The following is a 25,763-nucleotide window of genomic DNA, read 5'->3' as shown; positions in this document are numbered from 1 at the left end:
TTCATTGTTGGCCGGCCGCACAGAGAGAGAATCATGGGCAAAAACGTTGTTGTACTGGGTACCCAATGGGGTGACGAGGGTAAGGGCAAGATTGTAGACCTGCTCACCGAAAAGGTGGCCGCAGTCGTGCGCTTCCAGGGCGGCCACAACGCTGGTCATACGCTGGTGATTGAGGGCAAGAAAACCGCCTTGCACCTGATACCGTCCGGTATTTTGCGTCGGGACGTGCAGTGCCTGATTGGCAACGGCGTGGTGCTCTCGCCGGAAGCGCTGTTGAAAGAAGTGCGGGAGCTGGAAAGTAACGGCGTAGCGGTCCGCGACCGTCTCAAAATCAGCCTTGCCTGCCCGTTAATCCTGCGCACCCACGTGCGCATCGATGTGGCCCGTGAACACGCTCGTGGAAACGATAAAATCGGCACCACCGGCCGTGGCATCGGCCCCGCTTATGAAGACAAAGTGTCACGCCGAGGCCTGCGGGTGGGCGATTTGTGCAATATGGCTAATTTTGAAGTCAAGCTGCGCGAAATTATGAGCTACCACAACTTTGTGTTGACCGAGTACTTCAAAGAAGAAGCCGAAGACGTAGATGCGGCTCTGGCCGAGTTGCGCCAGATGGGTGAAGAGATTCTGCCGATGGCCGCTGACGTCACCGATTTGCTGCATGATTACCGTAAACGCGGCGAACATATTATGTTCGAAGGCGCCCAAGGGTCTTTGCTGGACATCGATTTGGGCACCTATCCGTACGTGACATCTTCCAATACGACGGCTGGCGGCACCGCGACCGGGTCTGGTTTTGGCCCGTTGTTTCTTGATTATGTTTTGGGTATCACCAAAGCCTACACCACCCGTGTTGGCGCTGGTCCGTTCCCCACCGAACTGTTCGACGAAATGGGTAAGTATCTGTCGGTGAAAGGCAATGAAGTAGGCACCACCACCGGCCGTGCACGTCGCTGTGGCTGGTTTGACGCGGTTGCTTTGCGCCACGCCATTCAGATTAACAGCGTATCGGGTATTTGCCTGACCAAGCTCGATGTTCTGGACGGCATGGACGTGGTTAAGGTGTGCATCGGCTATAAAACGCCGAAGGGTGAAATTACCCGCCCGCCCATTGGCTGCGATACTTACAAAGACATAGAGCCAATTTATGTGGATCTGCCGGGCTGGCATGAAAGCACTGTAGGGCTGACCTGTCTCGACCAGCTGCCCGAAAATGCTCGAGCCTATATCCGCTTCCTGGAAGAACAGATTGAAGCGCCGATTGACATCATTTCTACCGGCCCTGACCGGGTTGAAACGATTGTTCTGCGCCATCCGTTTGGGGAGTAGTGCGCCAAGTGCAGGGACAGATTTGAAATCTGTCCCTAGTCTTTAAACCGGGGACAGATTTCAAATCTGTCCTTAGTCTTTAAGTAGGGGACAGATTTCAAATCTGTCCCCGCATTCTCTCTGTCCCCGAACTTTTTAGTTGGGTTTGTTCGCAATCAGGGTCGCCCGCAGCGGGCCAGGATAACCCTCAATGGTGCGCGAGGGGTCGTCGGGGTCAAGAAAATCCTGTAACGAATTGAACCGCATCCAGTCGGTACTGCGTTGTTCTTCGGTGCTGGTGGCAGTCACATCGACCACCCGTGCATTTACAAAACCACAACGGTCGAGCCAGCGCAGCAAAGTCGCGCAGCTAGGCAAAAACCAGACATTGCGCATCTGGCCATAGCGATCTTCCGGCATCAGGCTGGCGCCTTCCGGGCCTTCTATTACCAAGGTTTCCAGCACCAACTCGCCACCATTGCGCAAGGTGTCTTTGAGTTCCAGCAGGTGGTCCAGCGGCGAGCGCCGGTGATACAGAACGCCCATGGAAAAAGTGGTGTCAAAAGCCTGAAGTTTTGGCGGCAGGTCCTCAATGCGCAGTGGCAACAGATCCACCGGCACATCGTTCAGGTAGTTTTTTACCGCTAGAAACTGGAATAGAAATAGCAGTCCCGGGTCAATGCCAATCACCCGCGCGGCACCCGCGCCGTGCATGCGCCAACAGTGATAGCCAGAGCCGCAGCCAACGTCCAATACCTGGCGCCCGTGCAGGTCAGCCAAAAATGGTGCCACCCGGTCCCATTTCCAGTCTGAGCGCCACTCGGTATCAATCGCGGTGCCAAAAAAATCAAACGGGCCTTTGCGCCAGGGCATCAAGCCCCGCAATCCTGTTTCCAGATCTGCAGACTGTTCCCGTGCCAGGGTTTGGCCGGCGCGCAGGGTTACGGCGGGCACATCCAGTATGGTCTGCACGTTGGGCAGCGGCGGCAGTAAATTCAACGCACTTTGCCAGCGCGGAACGTCGCCGTGGGGCGTTTCATCAAAGCGTTGGCTCAGCTGTTGGCGAATTTGCGTGGCCCAGGCGCCTTGATGTTGCTGCTCAAGGTGTTCGAACAGGTCGTTATAACAGGTCTGCCAGTTGAAAGAGTTCATTTAATGGCCAGAATCGAGACGAAATTGAAGCACTGGTACCACACCAGAGCCCTTTCAAAACCGGCGTTTAAAAGACGTTGGCGATGGCTTTCCAGAGTTTCCGGAATCATTACGTGCTCTATAGCGCTGCGCTTCTGGCTGATTTCCAGATCCGAATAGCCGTTGGCACGTTTAAATTCGTGATGTAGGCGAGTTTGTATTTCCTGGTCGGTGTCGTCGTCAAAGCGCAGTTTTTCCGACAGAATCAGTGCGCCACCGGGGCGCGTGGCCCGGGCAATGCGCGTCAGCAGATCTGCGCGATCAGAGAGCGGTACAAACTGCAGGGTGAAATTCAGGGTTGTCACCGAGGCATTGCGAAGGTCGGTGGTCAGTATGTCTTCGCAGCGCAGGCTGACCGGTAATGGGTGGTCATCCAGGGCCACATAATGCTGGCAGCGTTCGATCATTGCCTCTGAGTTGTCGACACCGATGAGTTCGCAGTCGCGGTACTGGATGCCATGGCGCATGGCCAGGGTAGACGCACCCAGCGAACAACCCAGATCATAGGCGTTGGTACCGGGCTGAATGTACTGCTCGGTGATTACCTGAATCATCGGGATAATTGTGGTGTAGCCCGGTACTGAACGCCGGATCATATCCGGAAACACTCGCGCGACTGCGGCGTCAAAGCGAAAGTCGTCCGGGTTGCGCTCGGTGGCAAACAGCCGGTCGGTCAGTTGCTGCGGCGCCACCGGTCTAGGGCGTTCAGTCATCGCTCTGGTCCCGCTGCCCCGGGTTTTCTGGCTCCGGCAGGGCTGACGGTCCGGTCGGTGAGGGACGCGAACAGCGCACGCCACGATTTTTGTAATCCACCAGAACGCCGCGATAGGAAGAGTCGATATCCGCGGCAATGGCCAGATAGCCGTTTTCACATCGTGCGTGCAGCTCAGAGGCTTTTGATGACATGTTAAAGGGTTCCCCGGGGGTGACCTGAATGGCCGTAAATTCACCGATGGGGAGGTTCTCTTTATTGTCAGAATGATCAATTTTGCCGGTGATCTCCAGCACCAGTACCGAGCCGATGATGGCGACGACGGCGGTAAGAATCAAACTGCGGGTGGTGTAGAGTTTCGAATCCTGACTCATAGTGGCCTCTGTAAAATGTTTGAAAGAATGTAATCGCAAATAAGGAAAAGGCTCAGTACTGACCGGGCAGCGAAATCGCCGGTGCCTGGAGGGCTGAAAGTTGCTCGCGCAGCGACAGTATCTGGTCTGACCAGAAGCGCGGCTGGCCGAACCAGGGGAAAAACCGGGGAAAGGCCGGGTCGTCCCAGCGCTTCGCAAGCCAGGCGCAGTGGCTGACCTGGCGATAGCAACGCAGTGGCTCAATCAGGTGGCGTTCGCGGCGCTCAAAAGGTCGGAACATTTCATAGCCTTCCAATATTTCGCCCAGTTGCGCTCCGCGCTCGCTATCTTCACCGTTCAACAACAGCCACATGTCCTGAATAGCGGGCCCGCTGCGGCAATCGTCCAGATCCACAAACAACATTCTGTCCTCACGGCACAAAATGTTGCCGGCGTGGCAGTCGCCGTGCAGGCGCAACGTATTGATGTTGCCTGCGTCGTTAATACGGGTACGGCATAAGCGCAGCAGGTCTGCCATCAAGCTGTCCCAAGCCGGGCGCAGGTCCCGCGGCACCCAGTTGCCTTCAAGCAACAGTTCATTATTTTGCTCGATGCCGATTGGTATTGACGCCACCGACAGGTCAGGGCGATGGCTGAATTTTCGGGCAGCGCCAACATTGTGAATCTGGCCCAGCCACTGGCCCAGCCGGTACAGAGTGTCTTCTACGCTGACATCCGGCGCCTGGCCACCGCGCTGGGGAAATACTGCGAACCGGAAAGGTCCACTCTGGCCCAGGGTATCGCCATTGGGCAGGGTAAGTGGTGCCACTACAGGAACATCTGCGGCCTCCAGTTCTTTGGTAAAACTGTGCTCTTCGCGAATCGAGGCTTCGGTCCAGCGTCCCGGGCGATAAAATTTCGCAATCACCGGCGGGCCTTCGTCTAGCCCGATCTGATACACCCGGTTTTCATAGCTGTTAAGCGCAAACAGGCGGCCGCTGACCGCAAAGCCTGCGTCTTCCATCGCATCTAAAAGTGCGTCTGGCTTCAGGGCATCGTATGGGTGTCCGGAAATCACATTGTCAGAATGTTCAGTCATGAATTCGCTGCCGCCATGAATTTGCCGATCAGTATAACCGGTATCGTCGCTGGCGTAATCTTGACAGCGCACCTATGCCTCGCGGTTTTGGCTGATACAATTCCACAGTCCACAATAACGCCATCCAGACCAGGGGGAATCATGGCCTTACCGTTGTTAATCGCAAAAACCGCCGTGATCGGGGCCGGTGTTGTTGGCTTGGCGGCGGCGCGCCGGCTGGCGCAACTGGGCCACGAAGTGATTGTGGTGGAGGCTGCCGGGCACATTGGTGAGGGCATATCATCACGCAACAGCGAGGTGATACACGCCGGCATTTATTACCCTCAGGATTCCTTGAAGGCGCGGCTGTGCGTGGCAGGTCGTGAACAACTTTACCAATACTGTCGCCAGCACAAGGTGAATGTCAGTAATTGCGGTAAGTGGCTGGTGGCCACCAGCGAAACCCAGGCCGAGCGCTTGGCGGGTATTCAGGCGCAGGCTGCTGGCAACGGGGTGGAGCTGGCTTTGCACGGCCGGGCTGAGATAGAAAAGGCACTGCCGGAGGTGACTGCTGTGGCCGGGCTGTGGTCGCCGCGTACCGGAATTGTAGACAGCCACGGGCTGATGTTGTCGTTGCGCGGAGATCTGGAAAGCGCTGGTGGCCAACTGGCTTTGCATACGCCGGTCAACACTATTGACAGTGGCGACGCCGCAGCCGGTGGAAAGCATCGGCTGACGCTGGGTGGCGCTATGCCCTGCGTGCTGGAAGTAGACAACCTGATCAACGCGGCAGGGTTGGGTGCGGTTGCGCTAACCGGCAACTGGCAGGGGTTGCCCGCTAGCCAGAAGCCGCAACAGTGGTACGCCCGCGGCGTGTATTTTAGCTACAGCGGCCAGCACTCGTTTCGTCAGTTGGTGTATCCGCTGCCGGAACCCGGCGGCCTGGGCGTTCACTTGACAATGGACCTGGCAGGCCAGATTCGGTTTGGCCCGGATGTGGAGTGGATTGAGCGTGAAGATTACAGTGTGCATCCGGAGCGCAAGGCCGCCTTTGTTGACGCTATTCGCCAGTGGTGGCCTGGGCTGAATCCGGAAAAGTTACAGCCTGCTTACGCGGGTATTCGGCCGAAACTGGCCGGGCCAGACGGCGGTTTTTGTGATTTCCGCATTGATGGCCCGTCCCAGCATGGCGTCGCGGGGCTGGTGAATCTGTTCGGTATAGAATCGCCGGGGTTGACCGCTTGCCTGGCCATTGCCGATGAAGTCGCCGAGCGCCTCGCTTAATCCGGGTTATCCCGGCGTTCGCGCCAGTGCCCAAATCTGGATATGTTCAGCCCCGGCCTGCCGCAAAGCATGGGCCAGCAAGCGCGCTGTGGCGCCGGTGGTCACAACGTCATCAATAATTGCAATTCGTGGCGGAGGCGCACCGGTGGTTTGGAACACGCCCTGCAGGTTGGCTAACCGTTGTGCACGGTTCAACGTGCGTTGCGCTTGAACAGTGCGTTGGCGCTGCACCAGATTGCCTGCTAGCGGAATATCCAGTCGCGTGCTCAGCTGTTCCGCAATATCCCTGGCCTGGTTAAAGCCGCGCTGGCGCCTGCGCTGGGGGTGCATGGGGGCGGGTATCAATACATCCGGTCTCAGTTGCGGCTGGCGCAGCAGGCTTTCGTTGGCCAACTCGCCTAGTGCGGCGGTCAGCGGGCGGCCGTAGGCTATTTGACCCTGGTATTTGTAACGGCCGATCATTGCCGCCACCGGAAACTGATAGCGTAGGGGTGCCAGCGTCAAGTCAAACGCCGGTGGTCGCTGAAGGCACTCGCCGCACAGATGATCGGCTGCCGGAAACGGCAAGGGCAGGGCGCAACATCGACAATGCCAGCGATTCCACGGCAGGTCGTTGTAACAGCCCTGACACAGACCGTTGCGGGCAACCGGGTTTAAACAGCCGACACAGCGCCCGGCTCGGCCTTCTTTGTTAACCAAAAAACCGCTTCTGCTGTTAACCAAAAGTTTGTTTAGGGTTGACAGCCACTCCGATGGCTTTATCATTTGGCTTCTCCGTAAACCAAGAATCCTTAGAAGGTTAACAGGAACTCCAATGAGCGCCAATGAACTCCGTCACGACTGGACACTGCCACAGGCCCGGGCATTATTCGAGCTGCCATTCAGCGACCTGCTGTTCCGTGCCCAGACTTTACACCGCCAGTACTTTGATCCTAACGAGGTGCAAGTCAGCACCCTGCTGTCGATAAAAACCGGCGCTTGCCCGGAAGATTGCAAATATTGCCCCCAGAGCGGCCACTACAACACCGGGCTGGAAAAAGAAAAGCTGCTGGACATTGAGAAAGTCGTCGCTGAGGCACGTGCGGCCAAGGCCAAGGGCGCTTCGCGCTTTTGCATGGGTGCTGCCTGGCGCAGTCCGTCCAAAAAAGACATGCCTTACGTGTTGGATATGGTTAAACAGGTGAAATCCTTAGGTCTGGAAACCTGCATGACTCTGGGCATGCTCAAATCCGACCAGGCCGACGAACTGGCGGCGGCGGGGCTGGATTACTACAACCACAACCTGGATACCTCGGAAAAATTCTACAGCCATATCATTACCACGCGCACTTATCAGGATCGCCTGGATACTCTGAGCAACGTGCGTAACTCCGGCATGAAAGTCTGCTGCGGCGGTATTCTGGGTATGGGTGAAGACGATGACGACCGCATTGGCCTGCTGATGCAGCTGGCCAATCTGCCCCAGCATCCGGAAAGTGTTCCGGTGAATATGTTGGTAAAGGTAAAGGGGACGCCACTGGAAAACGTGGCCGATCTGGACCCGTTTGATTTCGTGCGCATGATTGCCGTTGCGCGGATTATGATGCCTGCGTCCCACGTGCGCCTTTCCGCTGGCCGGGAGAATATGAACGAGCAAATGCAGGCCCTGTGCTTTATGGCCGGCGCCAATTCCATATTTTATGGTGAAAAACTGCTGACCACCGCCAACCCGGAAGCCGATGCCGACATGGCCCTGTTCCGCCGTTTGGGGATTCGCCCGGAGCAGCGTGAGCAGTGCGGCACAGAGCAAGAGCACGAGGAGGTGCTGGCAGAGGCCGTCAATCAGGAGGCAACACGCCATCTGTTTTACGATGCGACCCGCGAATCAGCATCGGCCTGACCCGCGAGTGACCGTGTATGCGTGACTTCCAGCTTGAGCTTAGGCAACGCCGCGAGGCCGGCCTGCATCGCCAGTGCCGGGAAATCTCGGGGCCCCAGCGGCCGGCGTTAACCGTGAATGGCCAGCCCTTGTTGTCGTTCTGCAGCAACGATTACCTGGGGCTGGCCAATCATCCGGATAACCGCAGAGTGCTGGCTGATGCGCTTAATGATAACGGCCTGGGCGGAGCATCTTCCCATCTGATTTGCGGTCATCACCGGGCTCATCAGCAGCTGGAAGACCAACTGGCGGCCTTTACCAGACGCAGCTCGGCCCTGCTGTTCTCAACCGGCTACATGGCCAATCTGGGTGTAATCTCGGCGCTTGCAGGCCGCGGCGATACGATTTTTTCGGACCGCCTTAATCACGCCTCTATTGTAGATGGCTGCAAACTCAGTGGTGCAAGGGTCAGGCGGTATCACCACGGCGATCTGGATGCGTTGGCGCGAATGCTGGAAGAAACCGCGGGCCACAAACTGGTGGTAAGCGACGGTGTATTCAGCATGGATGGCGATGTGGCCGCGTTGGAACCATTAGCCCAGTTGTGCACAAAGCACGACGCGTTGCTGATGATCGACGACGCCCACGGCTTTGGTGTGCTGGGCCCCCAGGGCCGTGGCAGTGTGGCGGCTGCCGGGTTAAACGAAGAGCAAGTGCCGGTGCTGATGGGCACGCTGGGCAAAGCCGCAGGTACCAGCGGCGCCTTTGTTGCAGGTCCTGGGTGGTTAACCGAATATCTGGTGCAGAAAGCACGGACCTACATTTACACCACGGCCATGCCTCCGGCGTTGGCGCGGGCCAGCTGCAATAGTCTGAGCCTGATCGAAAGCTTTGATCCACAGCGCGCGCACCTGGCGGCGCTGATTGATCGTTTCCGCGATCGGGTTACACGTATGGGTTATCACCTGATGCCCTCCGCCACGCCCATTCAACCGATTGTAGTGGGCTCTAACGAAGCGGCGCTTGCGCTCAGTGCTGAGTTACAAAGCCGCGGCCTTCTGGTGACGGCCATTCGCCCGCCCACTGTGCCCGACGGTCAGGCTCGTTTGCGCATCACCCTCAGCGCTGCCCATAGCTTTGACGATCTGGACCGCCTGCTGCAGGCGCTGGTGCAATGTCGCCCCGATTGTGCTGTAAGCCCCGTGTTTCGTGGATCCTGTGTGGAGAATGTTTGATGGCACGCACCAGTTCACTTGTGGTGATAGGCGGTTGGGGTGTGCAGGCGGCCATGCTGGAACCGGTTTATCGGCACTGGCAAGGCGCGGTGCAAGTCGTTTCATTAACCGACGACGGCTTAAGTTCCTGCGACAGCCCCGCACACGCGGCCGCGATTCTCCTCCAGCGTTACCCCCAGCCGTCGGTGTGGCTTGGATGGTCGTTGGGCGCACAAGTTGCCATGGCTGCGGCTCAGGCGAATCCGCACTCGGTTAATAAGGTTGTGACCCTGGGTGGTTTTCCGCAATTTGTGGCGTCGCAAAACTGGCCTTGGGGCGTTTCGACCGCTATTTTTCGGCGTTTTGAACGATATTTTGAGCGTCAGCCACAGGCCTGCCGGGCGTCTTTTTTCGTTCAGATGATTGATGGCAGCGAACACCAGGCAGAACTGGTGCTCGCTATAAAACCTTGGCTGAAGCAGGGCTTGCCCGAGCCGATCGAGCCATTGGCAAAAGGCGTGCGCTGGTTGCGGCACTGCTGCCAGTTGCGCGCCTGGCAGCAGTGCCCGGTGCCAACATTACATCTGCGGGGCAGCTGCGATGCAGTGGTTCCGCCTTGGGCCCAGCATCTGGCTATGCCCGCTCACAGCCGGGCGCTTACCATCCACGGCATGGGCCATTGGCCCGGGGAGTTCTACGGCCCCGAATGCTGGCAAGCCATTCACGATTTTCTAACGAGTTCACACGATGTTTGCCACTAAACAGGCGGTCGCCTCCGATTTTGGCTGCGCCAGCGCCAGCTATGAAGGTGCGGCGCGGCTGCAACGGCAAATGGGTGATGCCATGTTGGCAACGATTGCCCAGCCGGTACCGCAGGATGCCACTGTTGTTGATTTGGGCTGCGGTACTGGCTGGTATACGCGCCAGTTGGCGCAGCGCTTTGGGGCGCATACCGTGGGTGTAGACCTGGCGCCGGGTATGCTGGCGTACGCCCAAGCTCAAGTCCAAGTCCCTGAAAAAATCCAATGGTTAGAGGCAGACGCGGAGCTTTTGCCATTGGCAGATCAGAGTGTGGACCTGATTTACAGCAACCTGATGATCCAGTGGTGCTATTCCCCGCAGAGCGTATTGCGAGAATGCCTGCGGGTGTTGCGCCCGGGTGGTCAGTTGCGGGTGTCGACGCTTTTACTGGGTACACTGCACGAGCTGCAACAGGCGTGGACCCTGGCCGACCCCCATAAGACGCATGTCAACAAGTTTGTTTCTGTCACGGATTTCGCTGCCACCACCGCAGAGATCTTGCCAGCGGCACAATTGCGCTCGCAGATGATCATGCTGGATTATCCAACGCCTATGGCGCTGATGAACGAACTCCGGCAATTGGGGGCGGGCTATAAGGACATTCAGCGACGCAAGACCGTCACCGCACCCGGGCGACTGAAGCAGATGTGCCAGAACTATCCAAGGCAGCCCGGTGGCGGCATAGTTGCCAGCTATCATGCGGGCTGGCTGGAATGGCAAAAACCGCTGTAAAACCCAGTAACCTGCGACTAAACACTAACCCTGTCAGGGCATATTCAATGGCCAAAAAAACGTATTTTGTGACCGGTACCAATACCGACGTAGGCAAGACCGTGGTTACCGCGGCGCTGCTAGAGGCGGCAAAGCAGGCGGGCAAACGTACTTTGGCGATGAAGCCGGTTGCCTCTGGCTGCGTGCAAACGCCAGAAGGTTTGCGCAATAGTGATGCGCTGATCCTACAGAACGCGATGACTGAACAGTTACCTTACGATGTGATCAATCCGGTCGCTCTGGAGCCGGCGATTGCGCCTCACGTGGCTGCGGCACAGGCAGGGCGCAACCTGAGCGCCAATCGGCTAGCCGGTTTTTGTCGCGGCATACAGCTGCGCCCGGCAGACCTGTTACTTATCGAAGGGGCAGGAGGCTGGCGGGTGCCTTTGAACGATCGCGAAACCTACAGCGCGCTGGCGCAGCAATTGAATATTCCGGTGATTCTGGTGGTCAGTTTGGAGCTTGGGTGCATTAACCATGCGTTGCTGAGCGCCGAAGCCATTCGCCGCGATGGTCTGGTACTGGCGGGCTGGGTGGCGAACCGGCCGCGGGAAGCCGTGATGAGCTGTGAAAACGATACCCTGGCGTATCTGCAACAGCACCTGGATTGCCCGTGCCTGGGTGTTATGCCCTGGCTGAGCGAGCCTCGGCCACAGGCTTTGGCAAAATTCCTGAATGTGACGCCGTTGATTGAAAATTGAACAGTATTGTGGCTTACTAAGGTTGTAACGATCTCCTCTGGTAGGTAATCATGATCAACAGTACTCTTCCCAGTGCGCTTAATAGCGGTATGCAAGGCATACAGAGCGGTGTTGCCGGCATGGACGATGCTGCCCGCCGTATCGCCCGCGGTGGTGTGGATGGCCCCCAGGGCAGTGGTGGCCCAACTGCAAGTGGGATGATCGAGCCCATAGTGGATTTACAGTTGTACAAGCGCAGCGTTGAAGCGTCCGCGCAGGTGGTCAAAACCGCGGACGAAACCCTGGGGTCGCTCCTCGATATAATGGGTTAAGGCCCTCGCCCTAATAGGTAGGGTTATTTTTTGACACCATGAACATTTCGTCCGCTGCTCCTCAAACATCCGCCATAACTTCGCGTCCGTCGTCTGCCAGCGAGCAGTCACCACGCCTGAATGAATCCGATTTAAAACTGCTGACACAGCTGAAAGCTCGTGATCGAGAGGTGCGTGCCCACGAGGCAGCCCATCAGGCGGCGGGCGGTCAGCATGCCGGTGCAATGGCGTTCACCTATGAGCAAGGGCCAGACGGCGTGCAATACGCGGTGGGCGGTGAAGTGCCCATCAGCGTATCGGCGGTTTCAGGTGACCCTCAGGCCACGGTTGAAAAAATGCGCACCGTGCGGGCGGCCGCCATGGCACCCGCCCAGCCGTCATCGGCAGATCTTGCGGTGGCTGCCCAGGCCATGCAGACTCTGCTGCAAGCTCAGGTAGAGCTGGCCGGCCAAGCCGTACAGGAACCGTTGGGCGCTCGTCAGGCCCGCGATACTTACGCAAGAGTGTCCGCCTTTGGCGACGATAACGGCGCTCGCACAACCGGTTTTCTGAACGTCTCTGTCTGAAAAGTCTTTTATTTCCCGCCTTCGACCAACCTACGATAAAGCCTTCCACGCATCCCATCATCCTTTTTATCAGGACGTTGATGGCAAACGCCTATTTCGTGTTTTCGATCGTGGATGGATGCTGGATTCAGGAGGGCAGTTGACGCAGAACAAGTTATTTTTGACGCGTCTCTTGACAATTCTGTGCCTCGAAACGTATGTTTAAAACAATCGTTTAAAAAACTCGAAGCACGTCACCGGAATCCGTCCGGCTGCATCGGGTTTCCAGCTGCCACAATTTAAGGCTGCCATCACTGAAAACCGAGGTCGATTACATGCCTGACTACAAAGCACCCCTGCGCGACATCAAATTTGTAATGAGTGAGCTGCTGAACAGCGACAGCCACTACGCCAATCTGGAAGGCGCCGAAGACGCAACGCCGGATATGATCGATGCGATCATTCAGGAAGGTGCAAAATTTGCAGAACAGGTACTGTCGCCATTGAACCAGAGCGGCGACCGTGAAGGTTGTACCTGGAGTGAAAGCGGCGTTAAAACACCGGCCGGTTTCAAAGAAGCCTACAGCAAGTTTGTTGAGGGCGGCTGGCCGTCTTTGGCGGCTGACCCTGATCACGGTGGGCAGGGCTTGCCTAGCTCCCTGGGTATCGTGATGAGCGAAATGAACGGCACCGCCAACTGGTCTTGGGGCATGTACCCGGGTTTGAGCCACGGCGCTATCAACACTTTGGAAGAACACGGTACGGAAGAGCAGAAGCAGACGTACCTGACCAAGATGATCAGCGGCAAGTGGACCGGCACCATGTGCCTGACCGAAGCACACTGTGGGTCGGATCTGGGAACCCTGCGCACCAAAGCCGAACCCAATATGGACGGCTCGTATAGCATCATCGGCACCAAGATCTTTATTTCGGCAGGCGAGCATGACCTGACCGACAACATCGTTCACATTGTGCTGGCCCGTTTGCCTGGCGCACCGGAAGGCACCAAGGGTATTTCCCTGTTTGTGGTGCCCAAGTGCCTGCCCGCGCAGGACGGCTCAGCTGGCGAGCGCAATGCGCTGTCTTGCGGTTCTATTGAGCACAAAATGGGCATACACGCGAATGCCACCTGCGTGATGAACTTCGACGGCGCTAAGGGTTGGTTGGTTGGCGCGGAAAACAAAGGTTTGAATGCCATGTTCACCTTTATGAATGTGGCGCGCATCGGCACCGCTATTCAGGGCCTGGGAGCGGCAGAGCTGGGTCTTCAGGGTTCAGTGGCCTACGCCAAAGATCGCCTGGCCATGCGTGCACTGAGCGGCACCAAAAATCCGGATAGCTATGCCGATCCGATTATTGTGCATCCGGATGTGCGCCGCATGCTGCTGACCCAGAAAGCCATCGCTGAAGGCGCCCGTGCGCTGATTTACATGACCGCACAGAAAGCCGACATAGTTCAACGCAGTAAAACCGAAGAAGAGCGCAAAGCCGCTGATGAACTGCTGGGCTTTTTGACGCCCATTGCCAAAGCATTCCTGACTGAAATCGGATACGAATCAGCCGGCCTGGGCATGCAGGTATTTGGTGGTCACGGCTATGTTGCCGAGTGGGGTATGGAGCAGAACGTGCGTGATGCTCGTATCGGCATGATCTACGAAGGCACCACCGGCATTCAGGCGCTGGACCTGTTGGGCCGTAAAGTGCTGATGACTCAGGGCGAATCCTTGAAAGGCTTCACCAAGCTGGTGCACACTTTCTGTAAGGAAAACGCCGATAACGAGCAGATGAAGCCATTTGTTGAGCCGCTGGCTGCGATCAACAAAGAGTGGGGCGAGCTGACCATGAAGCTGGGCATGAGCGCCATGAAAAACCGCGAAGAGATTGGCGCCGCGTCTGTGGATTACCTGATGTACTCCGGTTACGCGGTATTTGCGTATCTGTGGGCGCAGATGGCAAAAGTGGCTCAGGACAAGCTGGCAGAAGGCAGCACTGAAGAGTTGTTTTACAACGCCAAGTTGCAGACTGCACGCTTCTACTTCACTCGCATGCTGCCGCGCACCCGAGCCCATGCAGTCACCATGCTGGCGGGTGCTGACACCCTGCTGGATATGCCGGAAGAGGCGTTCATCATCTAGCGCTGAAGCGTTTGATTCACAGTTAATGCCGTAAAAGGCCCGCCTTGTTAAGGGGCGGGCCTTTTTTCATGAGTTAGTGACGGGATTGCGGTAAACTGTGTGCAGTAAAAAAATAATAATCGCGGACACACGTACAGACAGGGGCACCGGCTTTTTTCCATCGGATCGCGTCCTGACCAGACAGACTGTTACTGAATGTTGGAGAGTTGTTAATGGCCGATTATCAGGCACCCTTACGTGAAATGCGTTTTGTTTTGAATGAAGTATTCGATGCCCCCGCACTGTGGGCGTCGCTGCCAAAAGTAGCAGAAAATGTAGACCCTGACACCGCCGACGCCATTTTGGAAGAAGCCGGCAAAATCACCAGTGCCGTGCTGGCACCGTTGAATCGCGAAGGCGATGAGCAGGGCTGCAAATGGACGGCTGAGGGTGTTACCAGTCCGGACGGTTTCAAAGAAGCCTACCAGACCATCGTTGACGGCGGCTGGAACGGCCTGGGTGGCAACCCGGAGCAAGGTGGCATGGGTATGCCAAAAACTCTGGTGTCCCAGTTTGAGGAAATGCTGCAGGGCGCCAACATGGCGTTCGGCCTGGCGCCTATGCTCACAGCCGGAGCCTGCCTGGCGCTGGATGCTCACGGCAGCGATGAATTGAAAGAAATGTATTTGCCGAAACTGTACTCCGGTGTTTGGAGTGGCGCGATGGATTTGACCGAGCCCCACGCCGGCACCGATCTGGGCATCATCCGCACCAAAGCCGAGCCCAACGATGACGGCTCCTTCGCCGTCACCGGCACCAAGATCTTCATCACTTGGGGCGAGCACGACATGGCGGAGAACATTGTTCACCTGGTGCTGGCCAAGCTTCCGGGCGCGCCTAAAGGCCCCAAGGGCATATCCATGTTTCTGGTGCCAAAGTTTCTGGTGAATGGCGACGGCTCCCTGGGTGATCGCAACCCGGTCACCTGCGGCTCCATCGAAAAGAAAATGGGTATCAAAGGTTCAGCTACTTGTGTGATGAACTACGATGCAGCCAAAGGCTGGCTGGTAGGTGAAGAAAACAAAGGTTTGAACGCCATGTTCACCATGATGAACTATGAGCGCCTGGGCGTTGGCGTCCAGGGTCTGGGCGCGGCTGAAGCATCGTTGCAAACTGCCCGTGAATACGCCAAAGACCGACTTCAAAGCCGTGCGCCCACCGGAGCGCAGCAGCCTGAAAAAGCCGCCGATCCGATTCTGGTGCACCCGGATGTTCGCCGCATGCTGCTGACCATGAAAGGCTATGTGGAAGGCGGTCGGGCTTTTTCTACCTACGTGGCGCAATGGCTGGATGTTGCCAAATACGCCGACGACAGCGAGCAGGAGCGCCGCACCCACGCCGAGGGCATGGTGTCTTTGCTGACCCCGGTGGCCAAGGCTTTTCTGACCGACCGCGGCCTGGACGTCTGCATTATTGGCCAACAGGTTTTGGGTGGCCATGGCTTTATCCGCGAATGGGGGCAGGAGCAGTTAGTGCGCGATTGCCGCATTACCCAGATTTACGAAGGCACCAACGGCATCCAGGCGCTGGATCTGATGGGCCGTAAGGTTGTGGGCAGCCAGGGCAAGCTTTACGAACTGTTCGCCCAGGACGTAGCGGCGTTCGTTGAGGAAAACAGCGACGAACAAAGCCTGCGCCCTTATCTGGAGCCATTGGCCGCCGCTCTTGAGCGTCTGTCCGACGTAACCGAGCACGTGATCAATCAGGCAGCAGAAACTCCTGACGCTGTAGGCGCGGCCTCGGTAGATTATCTGGACCTGTTTGGCCTGACCGCTCTGGCTTATATGTGGGCCCGCATGGTGAAAGCCGCCGCAGCGAAATCCGAGGGTGACACCTCGGGTTTCTATACCGGCAAGTTGAAAACAGCGCGTTTCTACTATGATCGCCTGTTGCCAAAAACTGTGTCGTTGGCGGAAGGTATTCGTAGCGGCAGTGATTCGATGATGGCGTTAACGGCTGAAGAGTTCTGATGAGAGAGTTCTGATAAGAGAATTCTTATCCGTTTCTGTCGACGTTAAACGAAAAAAGCAGGCTTCTGAGCCTGCTTTTTTTATGGGTTATCAAACGCCTGGACTCTACTAAGCTCTACTGCGTGTTACTTCATCTTATCGCGAATGTTCTTATAACCCTTCTTCAGGTCTTCACCCATAACCTGCACTGTTAACAGCGCTTCGGTGGAAACCTCGGTTGCGTCATCCAGTGCGTGATCAAACTTGCCTTTGAATCGATCCCACTCCTGTTCCAGATTATCATATTCGTCTTTGACATCTTGACGTGCCAGATGGAGCTGCACGCGCGCTTCATCGCGGTATTGTCTGATCTTTTCTGGCAGCGCTTTCAGTTCTTTTTGAAGTCCCATATTTCACTGCTCCTTGCGTTGTTGATGACTTAACAATGCGCCGGAAGGCGGGAATTTTCAAGCGTGTGATGTACTGCAGCGAAGCCGGTTTGATCTACGTCAGGATCTGCTGGCCAGCAGCGCGGACATGTCTCTTAAATAGTGCCAGGGGCCCAGTGGGTCAAAGCCTTTGGCGGCACGATCCACTTCGCTGCACAGGTGAATGGCGTTGTTCAGTTGGGCACGGTTGAGGCGCTTTGCCGCCTGCTCCAGCGCCTTTGCCCGCTGTGGCTGGAACACGCCGCGTTTTTTGAAAAAAGCCGCAGGCGCGGTGTTTTGCCCGGGGGCTTTCAGTTCCAGTAGCAGGTGAATGTCCCGTGCCAGCACAGTGAGCAAGCCAAGGGGGTTTTCGCCTTCCTGCTGTAATACGCCGATCATTTTACAGGCGTGCGGGGCGTTTCCCGTCAGTAGCTCGCTGACTAGCTCAAAGCCATTAAAACGCGAGCTATCCTGCACAGCCTGCTCAACCAGGCCTTCGTCAATGGTAGCGCCTTTGCTGAACAGCGCCAGGCGCTCCAGTTCTTGGCTGGCGGCCAATAGATTGCCTTCCAGCCGCTCTGCCAGTATTGCCAGAGCGTCGCGGGTGAGGGTCAGGCCGCGGCTGGCGGCGCGCTGTTGTAACCAGCCGGCAAATTTGTCAGCGTCTACCGGCCACACCGGCACGTGCAGGCCTTTGCCTTGAAGGTCTTTGTACCACTTACGGCGGGTTTCAGCGGCGTCCAGACGGGCGCTGATCAGCAGCAGCACGATGTCGTCTGCCGGTTGCGCCAGTATTCGTTCCATCACGGCGCGGCCGTCACCCAGCTTACCTGTGGGTAAGTGCACTTCGATGCGGCGTTTTTCAGCGAACAGCGACATGGCGCTGAATTCATCGGCCACGATGTTCCAGTCAAAATGGTTGTCGGCGTGAAAGGTTAGCCGGTCGGCAAAGCCCTGGTCGCGGGCGACTTTGCGAATCTGGTCGCAGCATTCCTGCACCAGAAGCGGCTGGTCACCGGATACCAGGTACACCGGCGCCAGGCCTTTCTTGAGGCTTTGGGGCAGCTGCGCCGGTGTGGTTTTCATGGGGCTGGAACAGGCGCCATGGCCGCCGGTTCCGCTTCGGGGCTTTCCACAGAGTTGCCGGTAGCATCCTGATACTGTTCACGTAGGACATCGATACGCGCTTGGGTCAGAGGTGCCAGACGGAAAATAATTTGCTGGGCCAGCCTCTCTTGCAGCTGTTTTTGCAAGGTCCGTTCTTCCCGCTGCTTGGCCAGTACGTTGGTTTCGTCATAGCGATAGCTTTCGCTGGCATTCAGGCGGGTGTCTGCAATCAAGGGCACCTTATCGCGACTGATCAGGTTGATGCTGACCGACTGGCGCAGGGTGTATTCTGCCGCACCCGCGTTAATCGTAATGGCACTGGCACGACGGTCTTCGGTGTACTGGCCGATCGCAAGTATATAATCGGCAGCGTCGGCTTCACGAACATCCACGTCGCCCAGAGTCAGCTGTTGACGAACTGACTGACACAGGTTTATGGGTACATCACTGGCGCACTGCAAAGCCAGTGGTTGTAGCGCAGCAGAAACCGGTGCTACACCGCGAAGTTGGAAACCGCAACCGCTGGCCGTTGCCAACAGGCCAAGAGTCAGCAGAGCACTGCGCGCCAAGGCCGGTGTTCGTTGCGATGCGGGCTGCCGTTGGGTCATATCAGTTAGCCACCACGTTAACCAGTTTGCCGGGCACAACAATTACCTTGCGCACGGTGTTGCCTTCGGTGAAGCGCATCACGTTGTCGTTTTTTAGGGCCAGCGTCTCTAGGTCAGCTTTGCTGATGTCTGCCGGCACGTCTACCTTGGAGCGCACTTTACCGTTCACCTGCAGCACAATCTGGATTTCACTGCGCACCATGGCGCTTTCGTCGGCTACCGGCCAGCGTGCATCGACCACCGGCTCGTTGTGGCCGAGCGATTGCCACAAGCTGTGGCAGACGTGGGGCACAATCGGCGACAGCATCATTACCGCGGTTTCCAGGGCTTCCTGGCGCACGGCGCGGGTTTGGGGTTCGCTGTTGTTGAGCTTGCTGACGTCGTTCAGCAGTTCCATTACCGCCGCAATGGCGGTGTTGAAGGTCAGCCGGCGGCTGATGTCGTCGCTCACTTTGACAATGGTTTCATGGGTTTTGCGGCGCAGGTTCTTCTGGCCATCATCCAGCGCCGAGACGTCTATAGCAGGCACTGTGTCGGTGCTGGCAACTTGCTCATTCACCAGCCGCCACAGGCGTTTAAGAAAACGGTGGGCGCCTTCAACGCCGCTGTCTGACCACTCGAGAGACTGCTCGGGGGGTGCCGCGAACATCATAAACAGGCGTACGGTATCGGCGCCGTGGGCGTCGATGATCGACTGCGGGTCAATGCCGTTGTTTTTCGACTTGGACATCTTGGTCACGCCACCGGCCTGCACCGGCTGGCCGTCGTCTTTATGGACGTAGCCGGTTACCTGGCCTTTGTCATCGCGTTCGGCGATCACGTCGGTGGGTGGAATCCAAACGGTGCCGCCTTTGGCGTTTTCGCGGGAATAGGTTTCTGCCAGCACCATGCCCTGGGTCAGCAGTTGCTTGAACGGCTCGGAGCTGGTGACCAGGCCCACGTCGCGCAGAAGCTTATGGAAGAAGCGGGCGTACAACAAGTGCAGTATGGCGTGTTCAATGCCACCGATGTACTGATCTACCGGCAGCCAGTAATTGGCGGCGGCCGGGTCTAGCATGCCTTTGTCGTAGTTGGGGCTGCAGAAGCGGGCATAGTACCAAGACGACTCCATGAAGGTGTCAAAGGTGTCGGTTTCGCGGGTGGCAGGCTGGCCCTCAAAAGTGGTTTTGGCCCACTCTGGGTCCGCTTTAATCGGGGACTGTACGCCGGTCATTTCGACGTCTTCGGGCAACAATACCGGAAGCTGGTCGTCTGGAACCGGGCGTTGGCTGCCGTCTTCCAGAGTCATCATCGGAATCGGCGCGCCCCAGTAGCGCTGGCGCGATACGCCCCAATCGCGCAGGCGATAGTTTATGGTGCGTTTGCCAATTCCTGTGTGTTCCAGATGGTCGGCGATGGCCTCGAAGGCTTCATCGCTGGTCATGCCGCTGTATTTGCCAGACGACACCAGAACGCCTTTTTCGGTGAAGGCTTTTTCCTGTACGTCCATATCGGGTTTGTCGCTGGCGGAGATCACCTGTTTGATCGGCAAGCGGTACTTCAAGGCAAATTCGTGGTCGCGCTCATCGTGGCCGGGAACGGCCATCAAGGCACCGGTGCCGTAATCGGTCAGTACAAAGTTGGCGATCCACACCGGAATGTCTTCCTGGGTCAGCGGGTGCACGACCTTGAAACCGGTATCTATGCCTTTTTTCTCCATGGTCGCCATGTCGGCTTCCGCGGTTTTGCTGTTGCGGCACTCATCTACAAAACGGGCAACGTCTGGATGGCGCTCGGCGGAAGCTTTGGCCAATGGATGTTCTGCGGCGATCGCCATGTAGGTGACGCCCATCAGGGTATCTGGACGGGTGGTATAAACCGTCAGGCCCTCGTCGCTGCCTTTTAAAGGAAAGGTGAGTTCGGTACCCACGGATTTGCCAATCCAGTTACGCTGCATGGTCTTGACCTGTTCTGGCCAGCCATCCATATCGTCCATGTCGTTCAGCAGTTGTTCGGCATAATCGGTAATGCGGATAAACCACTGGGGTATGGCTTTCTTTTCCACCAGCGCGCCGGAGCGCCAGCCGCGGCCATCAACAACTTGCTCGTTAGCCAGAACGGTCTGATCGACCGGGTCCCAGTTCACGGTGGCCATTTTTTTGTACACCAGGCCTTTTTCATATAGGCGGGCAAAAAACCACTGTTCCCAGCGATAATAATCCGGCTTGCAGGTGGCCAGTTCGCGGCTCCAGTCGTAGCCGAATCCCAGCTGTTTGAGCTGGTTTTTCATGTATTCAATATTGGAATAAGTCCACTTGGCGGGCGCAGTCTTATTGGCAATGGCGGCATTTTCCGCAGGCAGGCCAAACGCGTCCCAGCCCATAGGCTGCATGACGTTTTTGCCCAGCATGCGCTGGTAGCGGGAGATGACGTCGCCGATGGTGTAGTTGCGAACGTGGCCCATGTGCAGCTTGCCGCTGGGGTAGGGGAACATAGACAGGCAGTAGTATTTGGGTTTGCCCGGTTCTTCTCTCACCGTAAACGTGTTGTTATCAGCCCAAAAATCGCGGGCGGTCTGTTCTACGTCACGGGGATTGTATTGCTCGTCCATACCTGCCATTACCAAAGTTACCCTGTATCAATATGATGTTCGCAGCGGGCAGTTATTCTAACGCACACGGGCGGTAACAGGTAGTCTGCCCGTCGTTCTGGTGGTGGCGCACGCGGCCGAAACGCTCATCAGCTTCAGAGGCACCCGCTGCCAATCTTGAAATAGTGTGCCATGATGATGAGATAGGGGAGCGCCAGTGATCTAACACCGAAACTGGTGGCAGTGTTGCATTTTCAGTGTGTCCTGAAATGCCAGGCCCCTCAAAGTTATTAGCAAACCACAAGGAAACGCCCATGACCGAACCCGAACGTAATCAGCTATCTGGAAAAGCCCTTGAGGCCTACGACCGTATGCTGGAGCAGGTACAGAGCCGCCTGCGTACGGTGCAGGAAACCTCGATGGAAACCCTGGAAGAGGAAATCGACAAAGCGATTGAAGCCGAGCAGGAACTGCAGGAAATGACTCGTGATGAGCTTAGCCTGCTGGGTGCTTACCTGCAGCGGGACCTGGAGCATCTGCTGAACTTTGTGGGGGAGACCGGAGAAGGCCTGGCGGAGTGGTTGCAGCTGGATTTGTCGATGCTGGAGCAACGGCTGACCGAGCGCCTGCTGTCGGTTGCTGACCAGACGATGGTGGATACACTGGCACTGCGCCAGAAGCTGGAAAGCCACGAGGCCGGGCAGTATATCTCCGGCGAAGTGGCCACCGCGGGCATGTTCCGCTGCCTGAACTGCGAGCACATGCTGTGCCTGACTTCCACCAGCCATCTGCAACCCTGCGAGGCCTGCGGGTCGCACTATTACGAGCGGGTGACCAGTCGCTGGCCAATTAAGGAAAGTTGATTTGTTGCCCTAGGGCTTTGGTATAACTCGCTCGCGTACAAAAACGATCAGGATGAGCGCAAATGTCAGCACCGGCCAGGATGACGTCACCATGTAAGGCGTACTGCCGCTTGCACGGTAGACCTCGCCGGTCATAACGGCGCGCTCGAACTGAGGAATGCGTTCGGTTATCTGGCCTTTATTATTGATGATCGCGGTGACGCCGTTGTTGGTGCCGCGCAGCATATAGCGGCCGGTTTCCAAGGCTCGCATTCGGGCCAGTTGCAGGTGCTGCAACGGCCCGATGGAATCACCAAACCAGCCGTCGTTGCTGATGGTCAGCAGAAGATCGGTGTTGTACGCGTTGCGCGCCAGAAAATCCGGATAGGCCACTTCGTAGCAGATAAACGGCATTATCCGCAGCCCATTAGCCGTCAGAGCCGATTGGTTTTTTGGGCCTGGCGTAAAGCTGGACATAGGCAAATCAAAAAAACCGATCAGCCCGCGCAGATATTTCTCCAGCGGCACGTACTCGCCAAATGGCACCAGTTTCTGTTTGTGATAAATGCCTTCGCCTGCGCCCAGCGCGGTAATACTGTTGTGGAAGGTGAAGCCCTCCGAGCGCTCGCTGAAGCCGTACCAGGGTATGCCGGTAATCAGCGTGCTGTTCTCGCCCAGGCGTTCGTTAATATGGTCAATGATTTTGCCGGCTTTATCCTGGGGGATAGGAATGGCGGTTTCCGGCCATAAAATGATGTCGGTGTTCCAGTGGTCTTCGGTCATGCCCAGATACGCCACAATCTGGTCCTTCAGAAACTCCGGGTCCCACTTGATCTGCTGGGGAATATTGCCCTGCATGGCGGCCACCGAGGTGGGCTCTTGTGCCAGGGTCGTCCAGTCGGCGCGGTTCAGGGCAGGGGCAATCAGCCAGGGCAATAGCCCCGCGACCACCACCGTGGCGGCCAGGGTATGTCGCGTTTGCAGTATCAGCCAGAGTGCGCCATAGGCGGCAACGGCGGTGGTTATTATGGCCAGAGTAACTAGATGCACCCCGCCTATGGGCGCCAACCCGGCCAGCGGCCCGTCGGTGTGTGCGGTGCCCAAATACAACCAGGGAAAGCCGGTCAACAACCAGCCGCGGATCCAGTCGGCCAAAATCCAGATGGCCGGAAACAGCAACAGCCGGCGTACCGCACTGTAGCGCGCGAGCCTGCCCCAAAACCAGAACGCCAGGCCGTGAACCAACGCCAGACCGGCTACAAACAGTGCCGTAAGTAAAATGGCGATCCACTGACTGGTATTGCCGTATTGGCTGATGCTGACGTACACCCAGCTGGCGCCGCTGGCGAATAGCCCTAAACCGGTAAGCCAACCGGCGCGAAACAGCTGGCCGGAAACCAGAGGCACGCACACCAACAGAATCAGCAATATGGAAACAGGCCCCAGCCACCATAAATAGTAGGGCGCAAAGGTCAAGGTTTGCAGCCCGCCGGCAATCAACAGCAGCACGGCTCCCAGCCAGCGGTTGGCTGACAGTGAGCGGGTGACGGCAGAGGGAATGCTGGCGGGGCGTTGGTTGCTACTGTGGTTCACTTACGACTCACTGCGGGTAACCTGTAATAAGCGAATAACACGGTTGTCGGCGTTGGCGATGGTAAAGCGCAAGCCGCCGAATTCAACCTTTTCACCGCGCCTTGGCAGGTGTCCGAATTCTTTGAGAACCAGGCCGCCAATGGTGTCGAATTCTTCTTCGTCGAAACTGGCGCTGAAGGCTTCGTTAAAGTCATCAATGGGGGTTACGGCTTTCACCGCCCAGCTATCATCGCCGTGGGCTTTGATGTGGGTTTCTTCGTCGAAGTCGTGCTCGTCTTCGATTTCGCCCACAATCTGCTCCAGAACGTCCTCAATGGTGACCAGCCCGGCGGTACCGCCGTACTCGTCGACCACCATCGCCATATGGTTACGATTTTCTTTAAACTCCTTGAGCAGCTGGTTCAAGCGCTTGCTCTCGGGCACAAAATTGGGCGGTCGCAGAATTTCGCGGATATGATTCCAGTCCAGCTCGCCATCCATCGCGAGGGGCAGCAGGTCTTTGGCCAGCAGCACCCCAATGACGTCATCCGGGTTATCGCCAATCACCGGAAAACGGCTGTGAGCGGAGGAGATGATTTCACCAAGGAATTCACGGGGGTCCTGGTTGGCTTTCACCGTGATCATTTGCGAGCGGGGAATCATGATTTCTTCAACGCGCATGTCCAGAACCTGCATCGCACCTTCGATGATGCTCATGGCATCGGTGTCGATGATTTCCTGGGCTTCGGCATCGCGTAGAATTTCCAGCACGTCCTCTACAGATTCTGGCCCGCTGGAAAAGGCCTGTGATATACGCTCCAGCCAAGATTTGTTACTGCTACCCTGGCTGCGACTCGAGTGATCATCGCTCATGAGTCTTTTTCGGTTACCTCTGCGTGGTCGTAAGGATTGGCAATGCCGATCTGCGCCAACAGACGTATTTCGAGGCCTTCCATTTCCTCTGCCTCGTTATCGTCGATGTGGTCGTAGCTCTGCAGATGCAGCATGCCATGAATAACCATGTGCGCCCAATGGGCGTGAGTGTCTTTGTACTGCTCCCGGGCTTCTTGTGCAACTACTGGCGCGCAAATAACCAGGTCACCCGCTAATGGAATGTTTAAACCGGCGGGCGCTTCAAACGGAAAGGACAAGACGTTCGTCGGTTTATCTTTTTCGCGGTACTGTAAATTCAGCGCCTGCATTTCAGATTCATTAACGATACGAATGGTCACTTCGGTTGGTTCATCGCCCTGCCAGGCCAACTGGGCCCATTGCCGTAGTTGGTCTTCCGGCGGGATATCCGCCGCATCGCTGGCTAACTGTAAGTCCAGTGTAACGATGTTCACCGCTCGTTTTCGCCGTTGCGATCGTTGCCATCGTTAATAGCACCGTAGGCTTCAACAATACGCTGAACCAGCGGATGGCGAACCACGTCTTTCGATTCAAACCGAATAAAACTTATCCCGGCGACGTTGTTCAGTACCGTGGCGGCGTGAATCAACCCTGAATTCTGGCCGCGGGGCAGGTCAATCTGGGTAGTGTCCCCGGTAATCACCGCAGTAGAGCCAAAGCCGATGCGGGTCAGGAACATCTTCATCTGCTCGCGGGTGGTGTTTTGGCTTTCGTCCAGAATGATGAACGAGTTGTTGAGTGTGCGCCCGCGCATAAACGCCAGCGGTGCAATCTCGATCACGCTTTTTTCAATCAGACGCGTTACGTGTTCGAAGCCCAGCATCTCATAGAGAGCGTCGTACAGCGGGCGCAGGTATGGGTCAACCTTCTGTGCCAGATCGCCGGGCAGGAAACCCAATTTTTCACCGGCTTCCACCGCCGGGCGCACCAGCAGAATGCGTTTAACCTGCTCGTCTTTTAATGCTTCCACCGCACAAGCCACCGCCAGCCAGGTTTTACCCGTGCCCGCTGGCCCAATGCCAAAGTTAATGTCGTGGGTGCGAATATTGTGCACATACCGCTGCTGGTTGGCACCACGGGGTTTAGCCGTCAGCTTCGGGGTTTTGATAATGGTGACTGAACCGTCAAACGGCACCTCTTCTGGCAACCGCTCAAACCCGGTTTCGCGAATATACAGATGCACGGTCTCTGGCGTAAGATCCTCGGTGGCTTCTGTTTCCCGATACATGTGCCGCACAACCTCAGTGGCGGCTGCCACATTTTCGGTCGCACCTTGAACGCGGAAGTGGTGCCCTCGGCGGCTAATAGAAACCTGCAGGCGACGCTCAACCTGTTTCAGGTTTTCGTCAAACTGGCCGCAAAGGGTCGTTAAACGGCGCTGATCAATTGGGTACAAATCAAATTGTCTGGAATCGTTGGTGTCCAAGTGCTCTCCGTTTTACTCCCTTGTCGTTTAGCAGGGGAGTGTCTTTAGA

General features: G+C 56.8%; 25 protein-coding genes. 12 read left to right on the top strand and 13 right to left on the bottom strand.

Features of this window, described 5'->3' with window-relative positions:
- Positions 1 to 33: 33 nt before the first annotated feature.
- Positions 34 to 1,329 (top strand): adenylosuccinate synthase, encoded by a 1,296-nt coding sequence (locus tag ATI45_RS09555; protein ID WP_098419290.1) that lies wholly within the window; start codon positions 34 to 36, stop codon positions 1,327 to 1,329.
- 135 nt (positions 1,330 to 1,464) lie between these two features.
- Here the strand turns inward: ATI45_RS09555 and cmoB are convergent, their stop codons facing one another.
- The 4 genes from cmoB to ATI45_RS09535 are packed head-to-tail and all read right to left on the bottom strand — an operon-like array spanning position 1,465 to position 4,735.
- Positions 1,465 to 2,460, bottom strand: a complete 996-nt coding sequence (cmoB, locus tag ATI45_RS09550) for a tRNA 5-methoxyuridine(34)/uridine 5-oxyacetic acid(34) synthase CmoB (protein ID WP_098419289.1) — start codon at positions 2,458 to 2,460, stop codon at positions 1,465 to 1,467.
- The gene (cmoA, locus tag ATI45_RS09545; RefSeq protein WP_098419288.1) at positions 2,457 to 3,212 is read right to left on the bottom strand and encodes a carboxy-S-adenosyl-L-methionine synthase CmoA; all 756 of its coding nucleotides are present in this window, start codon (positions 3,210 to 3,212) and stop codon (positions 2,457 to 2,459) included. Before cmoA ends, cmoB begins: the two co-directional genes overlap by 4 nt.
- Positions 3,205 to 3,585, bottom strand: a complete 381-nt coding sequence (locus tag ATI45_RS09540; protein WP_098419287.1) for a kinase — start codon at positions 3,583 to 3,585, stop codon at positions 3,205 to 3,207. The genes cmoA and ATI45_RS09540 overlap by 8 nt, the downstream gene beginning before the upstream one ends.
- Before the next feature lie 52 nt (positions 3,586 to 3,637).
- The gene (locus ATI45_RS09535) at positions 3,638 to 4,735 is read right to left on the bottom strand and encodes a serine/threonine protein kinase (RefSeq protein ID WP_098419286.1); all 1,098 of its coding nucleotides are present in this window, start codon (positions 4,733 to 4,735) and stop codon (positions 3,638 to 3,640) included.
- Between the two features lie 69 nt (positions 4,736 to 4,804).
- Between ATI45_RS09535 and ATI45_RS09530 the strand changes: the two genes are divergently transcribed.
- Positions 4,805 to 5,926 (top strand): NAD(P)/FAD-dependent oxidoreductase, encoded by a 1,122-nt coding sequence (locus tag ATI45_RS09530; RefSeq protein WP_098419285.1) that lies wholly within the window; start codon positions 4,805 to 4,807, stop codon positions 5,924 to 5,926.
- Between the two features lie 6 nt (positions 5,927 to 5,932).
- Here the strand turns inward: ATI45_RS09530 and ATI45_RS09525 are convergent, their stop codons facing one another.
- Positions 5,933 to 6,691: a ComF family protein gene (locus tag ATI45_RS09525; protein ID WP_098419284.1), complete on the bottom strand. Its 759-nt coding sequence runs from the start codon at positions 6,689 to 6,691 to the stop codon at positions 5,933 to 5,935.
- A gap of 49 nt (positions 6,692 to 6,740) precedes the next feature.
- On the opposite strand from ATI45_RS09525, the gene bioB reads away from it, so the two are divergent.
- The 9 genes from bioB to ATI45_RS09480 all read left to right on the top strand — a co-directional run bounded on the left by bioB (position 6,741) and on the right by ATI45_RS09480 (position 16,271).
- The gene (gene bioB, locus ATI45_RS09520) at positions 6,741 to 7,805 is read left to right on the top strand and encodes a biotin synthase BioB (protein WP_098419283.1); all 1,065 of its coding nucleotides are present in this window, start codon (positions 6,741 to 6,743) and stop codon (positions 7,803 to 7,805) included.
- A 17-nt stretch (positions 7,806 to 7,822) separates the two neighbouring features.
- Positions 7,823 to 9,019, top strand: a complete 1,197-nt coding sequence (gene bioF / locus ATI45_RS09515; RefSeq protein ID WP_098419282.1) for an 8-amino-7-oxononanoate synthase — start codon at positions 7,823 to 7,825, stop codon at positions 9,017 to 9,019.
- Positions 9,019 to 9,759, top strand: a complete 741-nt coding sequence (locus ATI45_RS09510) for an alpha/beta fold hydrolase (protein ID WP_098419281.1) — start codon at positions 9,019 to 9,021, stop codon at positions 9,757 to 9,759. The genes bioF and ATI45_RS09510 overlap by 1 nt, the downstream gene beginning before the upstream one ends.
- Positions 9,746 to 10,531, top strand: a complete 786-nt coding sequence (gene bioC, locus ATI45_RS09505; protein ID WP_098419280.1) for a malonyl-ACP O-methyltransferase BioC — start codon at positions 9,746 to 9,748, stop codon at positions 10,529 to 10,531. The genes ATI45_RS09510 and bioC overlap by 14 nt, the downstream gene beginning before the upstream one ends.
- Positions 10,532 to 10,578: 47 nt before the next feature.
- Positions 10,579 to 11,271, top strand: coding sequence for a dethiobiotin synthase (gene bioD / locus ATI45_RS09500; RefSeq protein ID WP_098419279.1), 693 nt, complete (start codon positions 10,579 to 10,581; stop codon positions 11,269 to 11,271).
- 50 nt (positions 11,272 to 11,321) lie between these two features.
- Positions 11,322 to 11,582 carry a flagellar biosynthesis protein FlgE gene (locus ATI45_RS09495; RefSeq protein WP_098419278.1) on the top strand — a complete coding sequence of 87 codons (261 nt, stop codon included), beginning with the start codon at positions 11,322 to 11,324 and terminating at the stop codon, positions 11,580 to 11,582.
- Positions 11,583 to 11,620: 38 nt separating this feature from the next.
- Complete coding sequence (locus ATI45_RS09490) at positions 11,621 to 12,148, top strand: putative metalloprotease CJM1_0395 family protein (protein ID WP_098419277.1); 528 nt, start codon at positions 11,621 to 11,623, stop codon at positions 12,146 to 12,148.
- 314 nt (positions 12,149 to 12,462) lie between these two features.
- Entirely contained in the window at positions 12,463 to 14,262 is a 1,800-nt protein-coding gene (locus tag ATI45_RS09485) for an acyl-CoA dehydrogenase C-terminal domain-containing protein (protein WP_098419276.1), read from the top strand.
- A gap of 212 nt (positions 14,263 to 14,474) precedes the next feature.
- Positions 14,475 to 16,271 carry an acyl-CoA dehydrogenase C-terminal domain-containing protein gene (locus ATI45_RS09480; RefSeq protein WP_098419275.1) on the top strand — a complete coding sequence of 599 codons (1,797 nt, stop codon included), beginning with the start codon at positions 14,475 to 14,477 and terminating at the stop codon, positions 16,269 to 16,271.
- A gap of 125 nt (positions 16,272 to 16,396) precedes the next feature.
- Here ATI45_RS09480 and ATI45_RS09475 read toward each other — a convergent pair whose 3' ends face one another.
- The 4 genes from ATI45_RS09475 to leuS all read right to left on the bottom strand — a co-directional run bounded on the left by ATI45_RS09475 (position 16,397) and on the right by leuS (position 20,983).
- Entirely contained in the window at positions 16,397 to 16,660 is a 264-nt protein-coding gene (locus tag ATI45_RS09475; protein ID WP_098419274.1) for a hypothetical protein, read from the bottom strand.
- Positions 16,661 to 16,759: 99 nt separating this feature from the next.
- Positions 16,760 to 17,764: a DNA polymerase III subunit delta gene (gene holA / locus ATI45_RS09470; RefSeq protein WP_098419273.1), complete on the bottom strand. Its 1,005-nt coding sequence runs from the start codon at positions 17,762 to 17,764 to the stop codon at positions 16,760 to 16,762.
- Positions 17,761 to 18,393, bottom strand: a complete 633-nt coding sequence (gene lptE / locus ATI45_RS09465) for an LPS assembly lipoprotein LptE (RefSeq protein WP_098419272.1) — start codon at positions 18,391 to 18,393, stop codon at positions 17,761 to 17,763. Before lptE ends, holA begins: the two co-directional genes overlap by 4 nt.
- Position 18,394: 1 nt before the next feature.
- Entirely contained in the window at positions 18,395 to 20,983 is a 2,589-nt protein-coding gene (leuS, locus tag ATI45_RS09460) for a leucine--tRNA ligase (protein WP_098421706.1), read from the bottom strand.
- 293 nt (positions 20,984 to 21,276) lie between these two features.
- Here leuS and ATI45_RS09455 point away from each other — a divergent pair, with 293 nt between their 5' ends.
- On the top strand, positions 21,277 to 21,825 hold the full coding sequence (locus tag ATI45_RS09455) for a zinc ribbon-containing protein (RefSeq protein WP_098419271.1): 549 nt from the start codon (positions 21,277 to 21,279) through the stop codon (positions 21,823 to 21,825).
- A gap of 9 nt (positions 21,826 to 21,834) precedes the next feature.
- Here ATI45_RS09455 and lnt read toward each other — a convergent pair whose 3' ends face one another.
- From lnt to ATI45_RS09435, 4 genes are read right to left on the bottom strand one after another with little or no spacing between them, the layout of a single operon-like run.
- Positions 21,835 to 23,397: an apolipoprotein N-acyltransferase gene (gene lnt / locus ATI45_RS09450; RefSeq protein ID WP_098419270.1), complete on the bottom strand. Its 1,563-nt coding sequence runs from the start codon at positions 23,395 to 23,397 to the stop codon at positions 21,835 to 21,837.
- Positions 23,398 to 24,249 carry an HlyC/CorC family transporter gene (locus ATI45_RS09445; RefSeq protein WP_098419269.1) on the bottom strand — a complete coding sequence of 284 codons (852 nt, stop codon included), beginning with the start codon at positions 24,247 to 24,249 and terminating at the stop codon, positions 23,398 to 23,400.
- Positions 24,246 to 24,722 carry an rRNA maturation RNase YbeY gene (ybeY, locus tag ATI45_RS09440; RefSeq protein ID WP_098419268.1) on the bottom strand — a complete coding sequence of 159 codons (477 nt, stop codon included), beginning with the start codon at positions 24,720 to 24,722 and terminating at the stop codon, positions 24,246 to 24,248. Before ybeY ends, ATI45_RS09445 begins: the two co-directional genes overlap by 4 nt.
- Positions 24,719 to 25,714: a PhoH family protein gene (locus tag ATI45_RS09435; RefSeq protein ID WP_098419267.1), complete on the bottom strand. Its 996-nt coding sequence runs from the start codon at positions 25,712 to 25,714 to the stop codon at positions 24,719 to 24,721. The genes ybeY and ATI45_RS09435 overlap by 4 nt, the downstream gene beginning before the upstream one ends.
- Positions 25,715 to 25,763 lie beyond the last annotated feature (49 nt).

This window comes from Marinobacter sp. LV10MA510-1 (assembly GCF_002563885.1).
Taxonomy (GTDB): domain Bacteria; phylum Pseudomonadota; class Gammaproteobacteria; order Pseudomonadales; family Oleiphilaceae; genus Marinobacter.
Note: the sequence above shows the minus strand (reverse complement) of the source record. Positions and strands in the feature narration are given on the sequence as shown.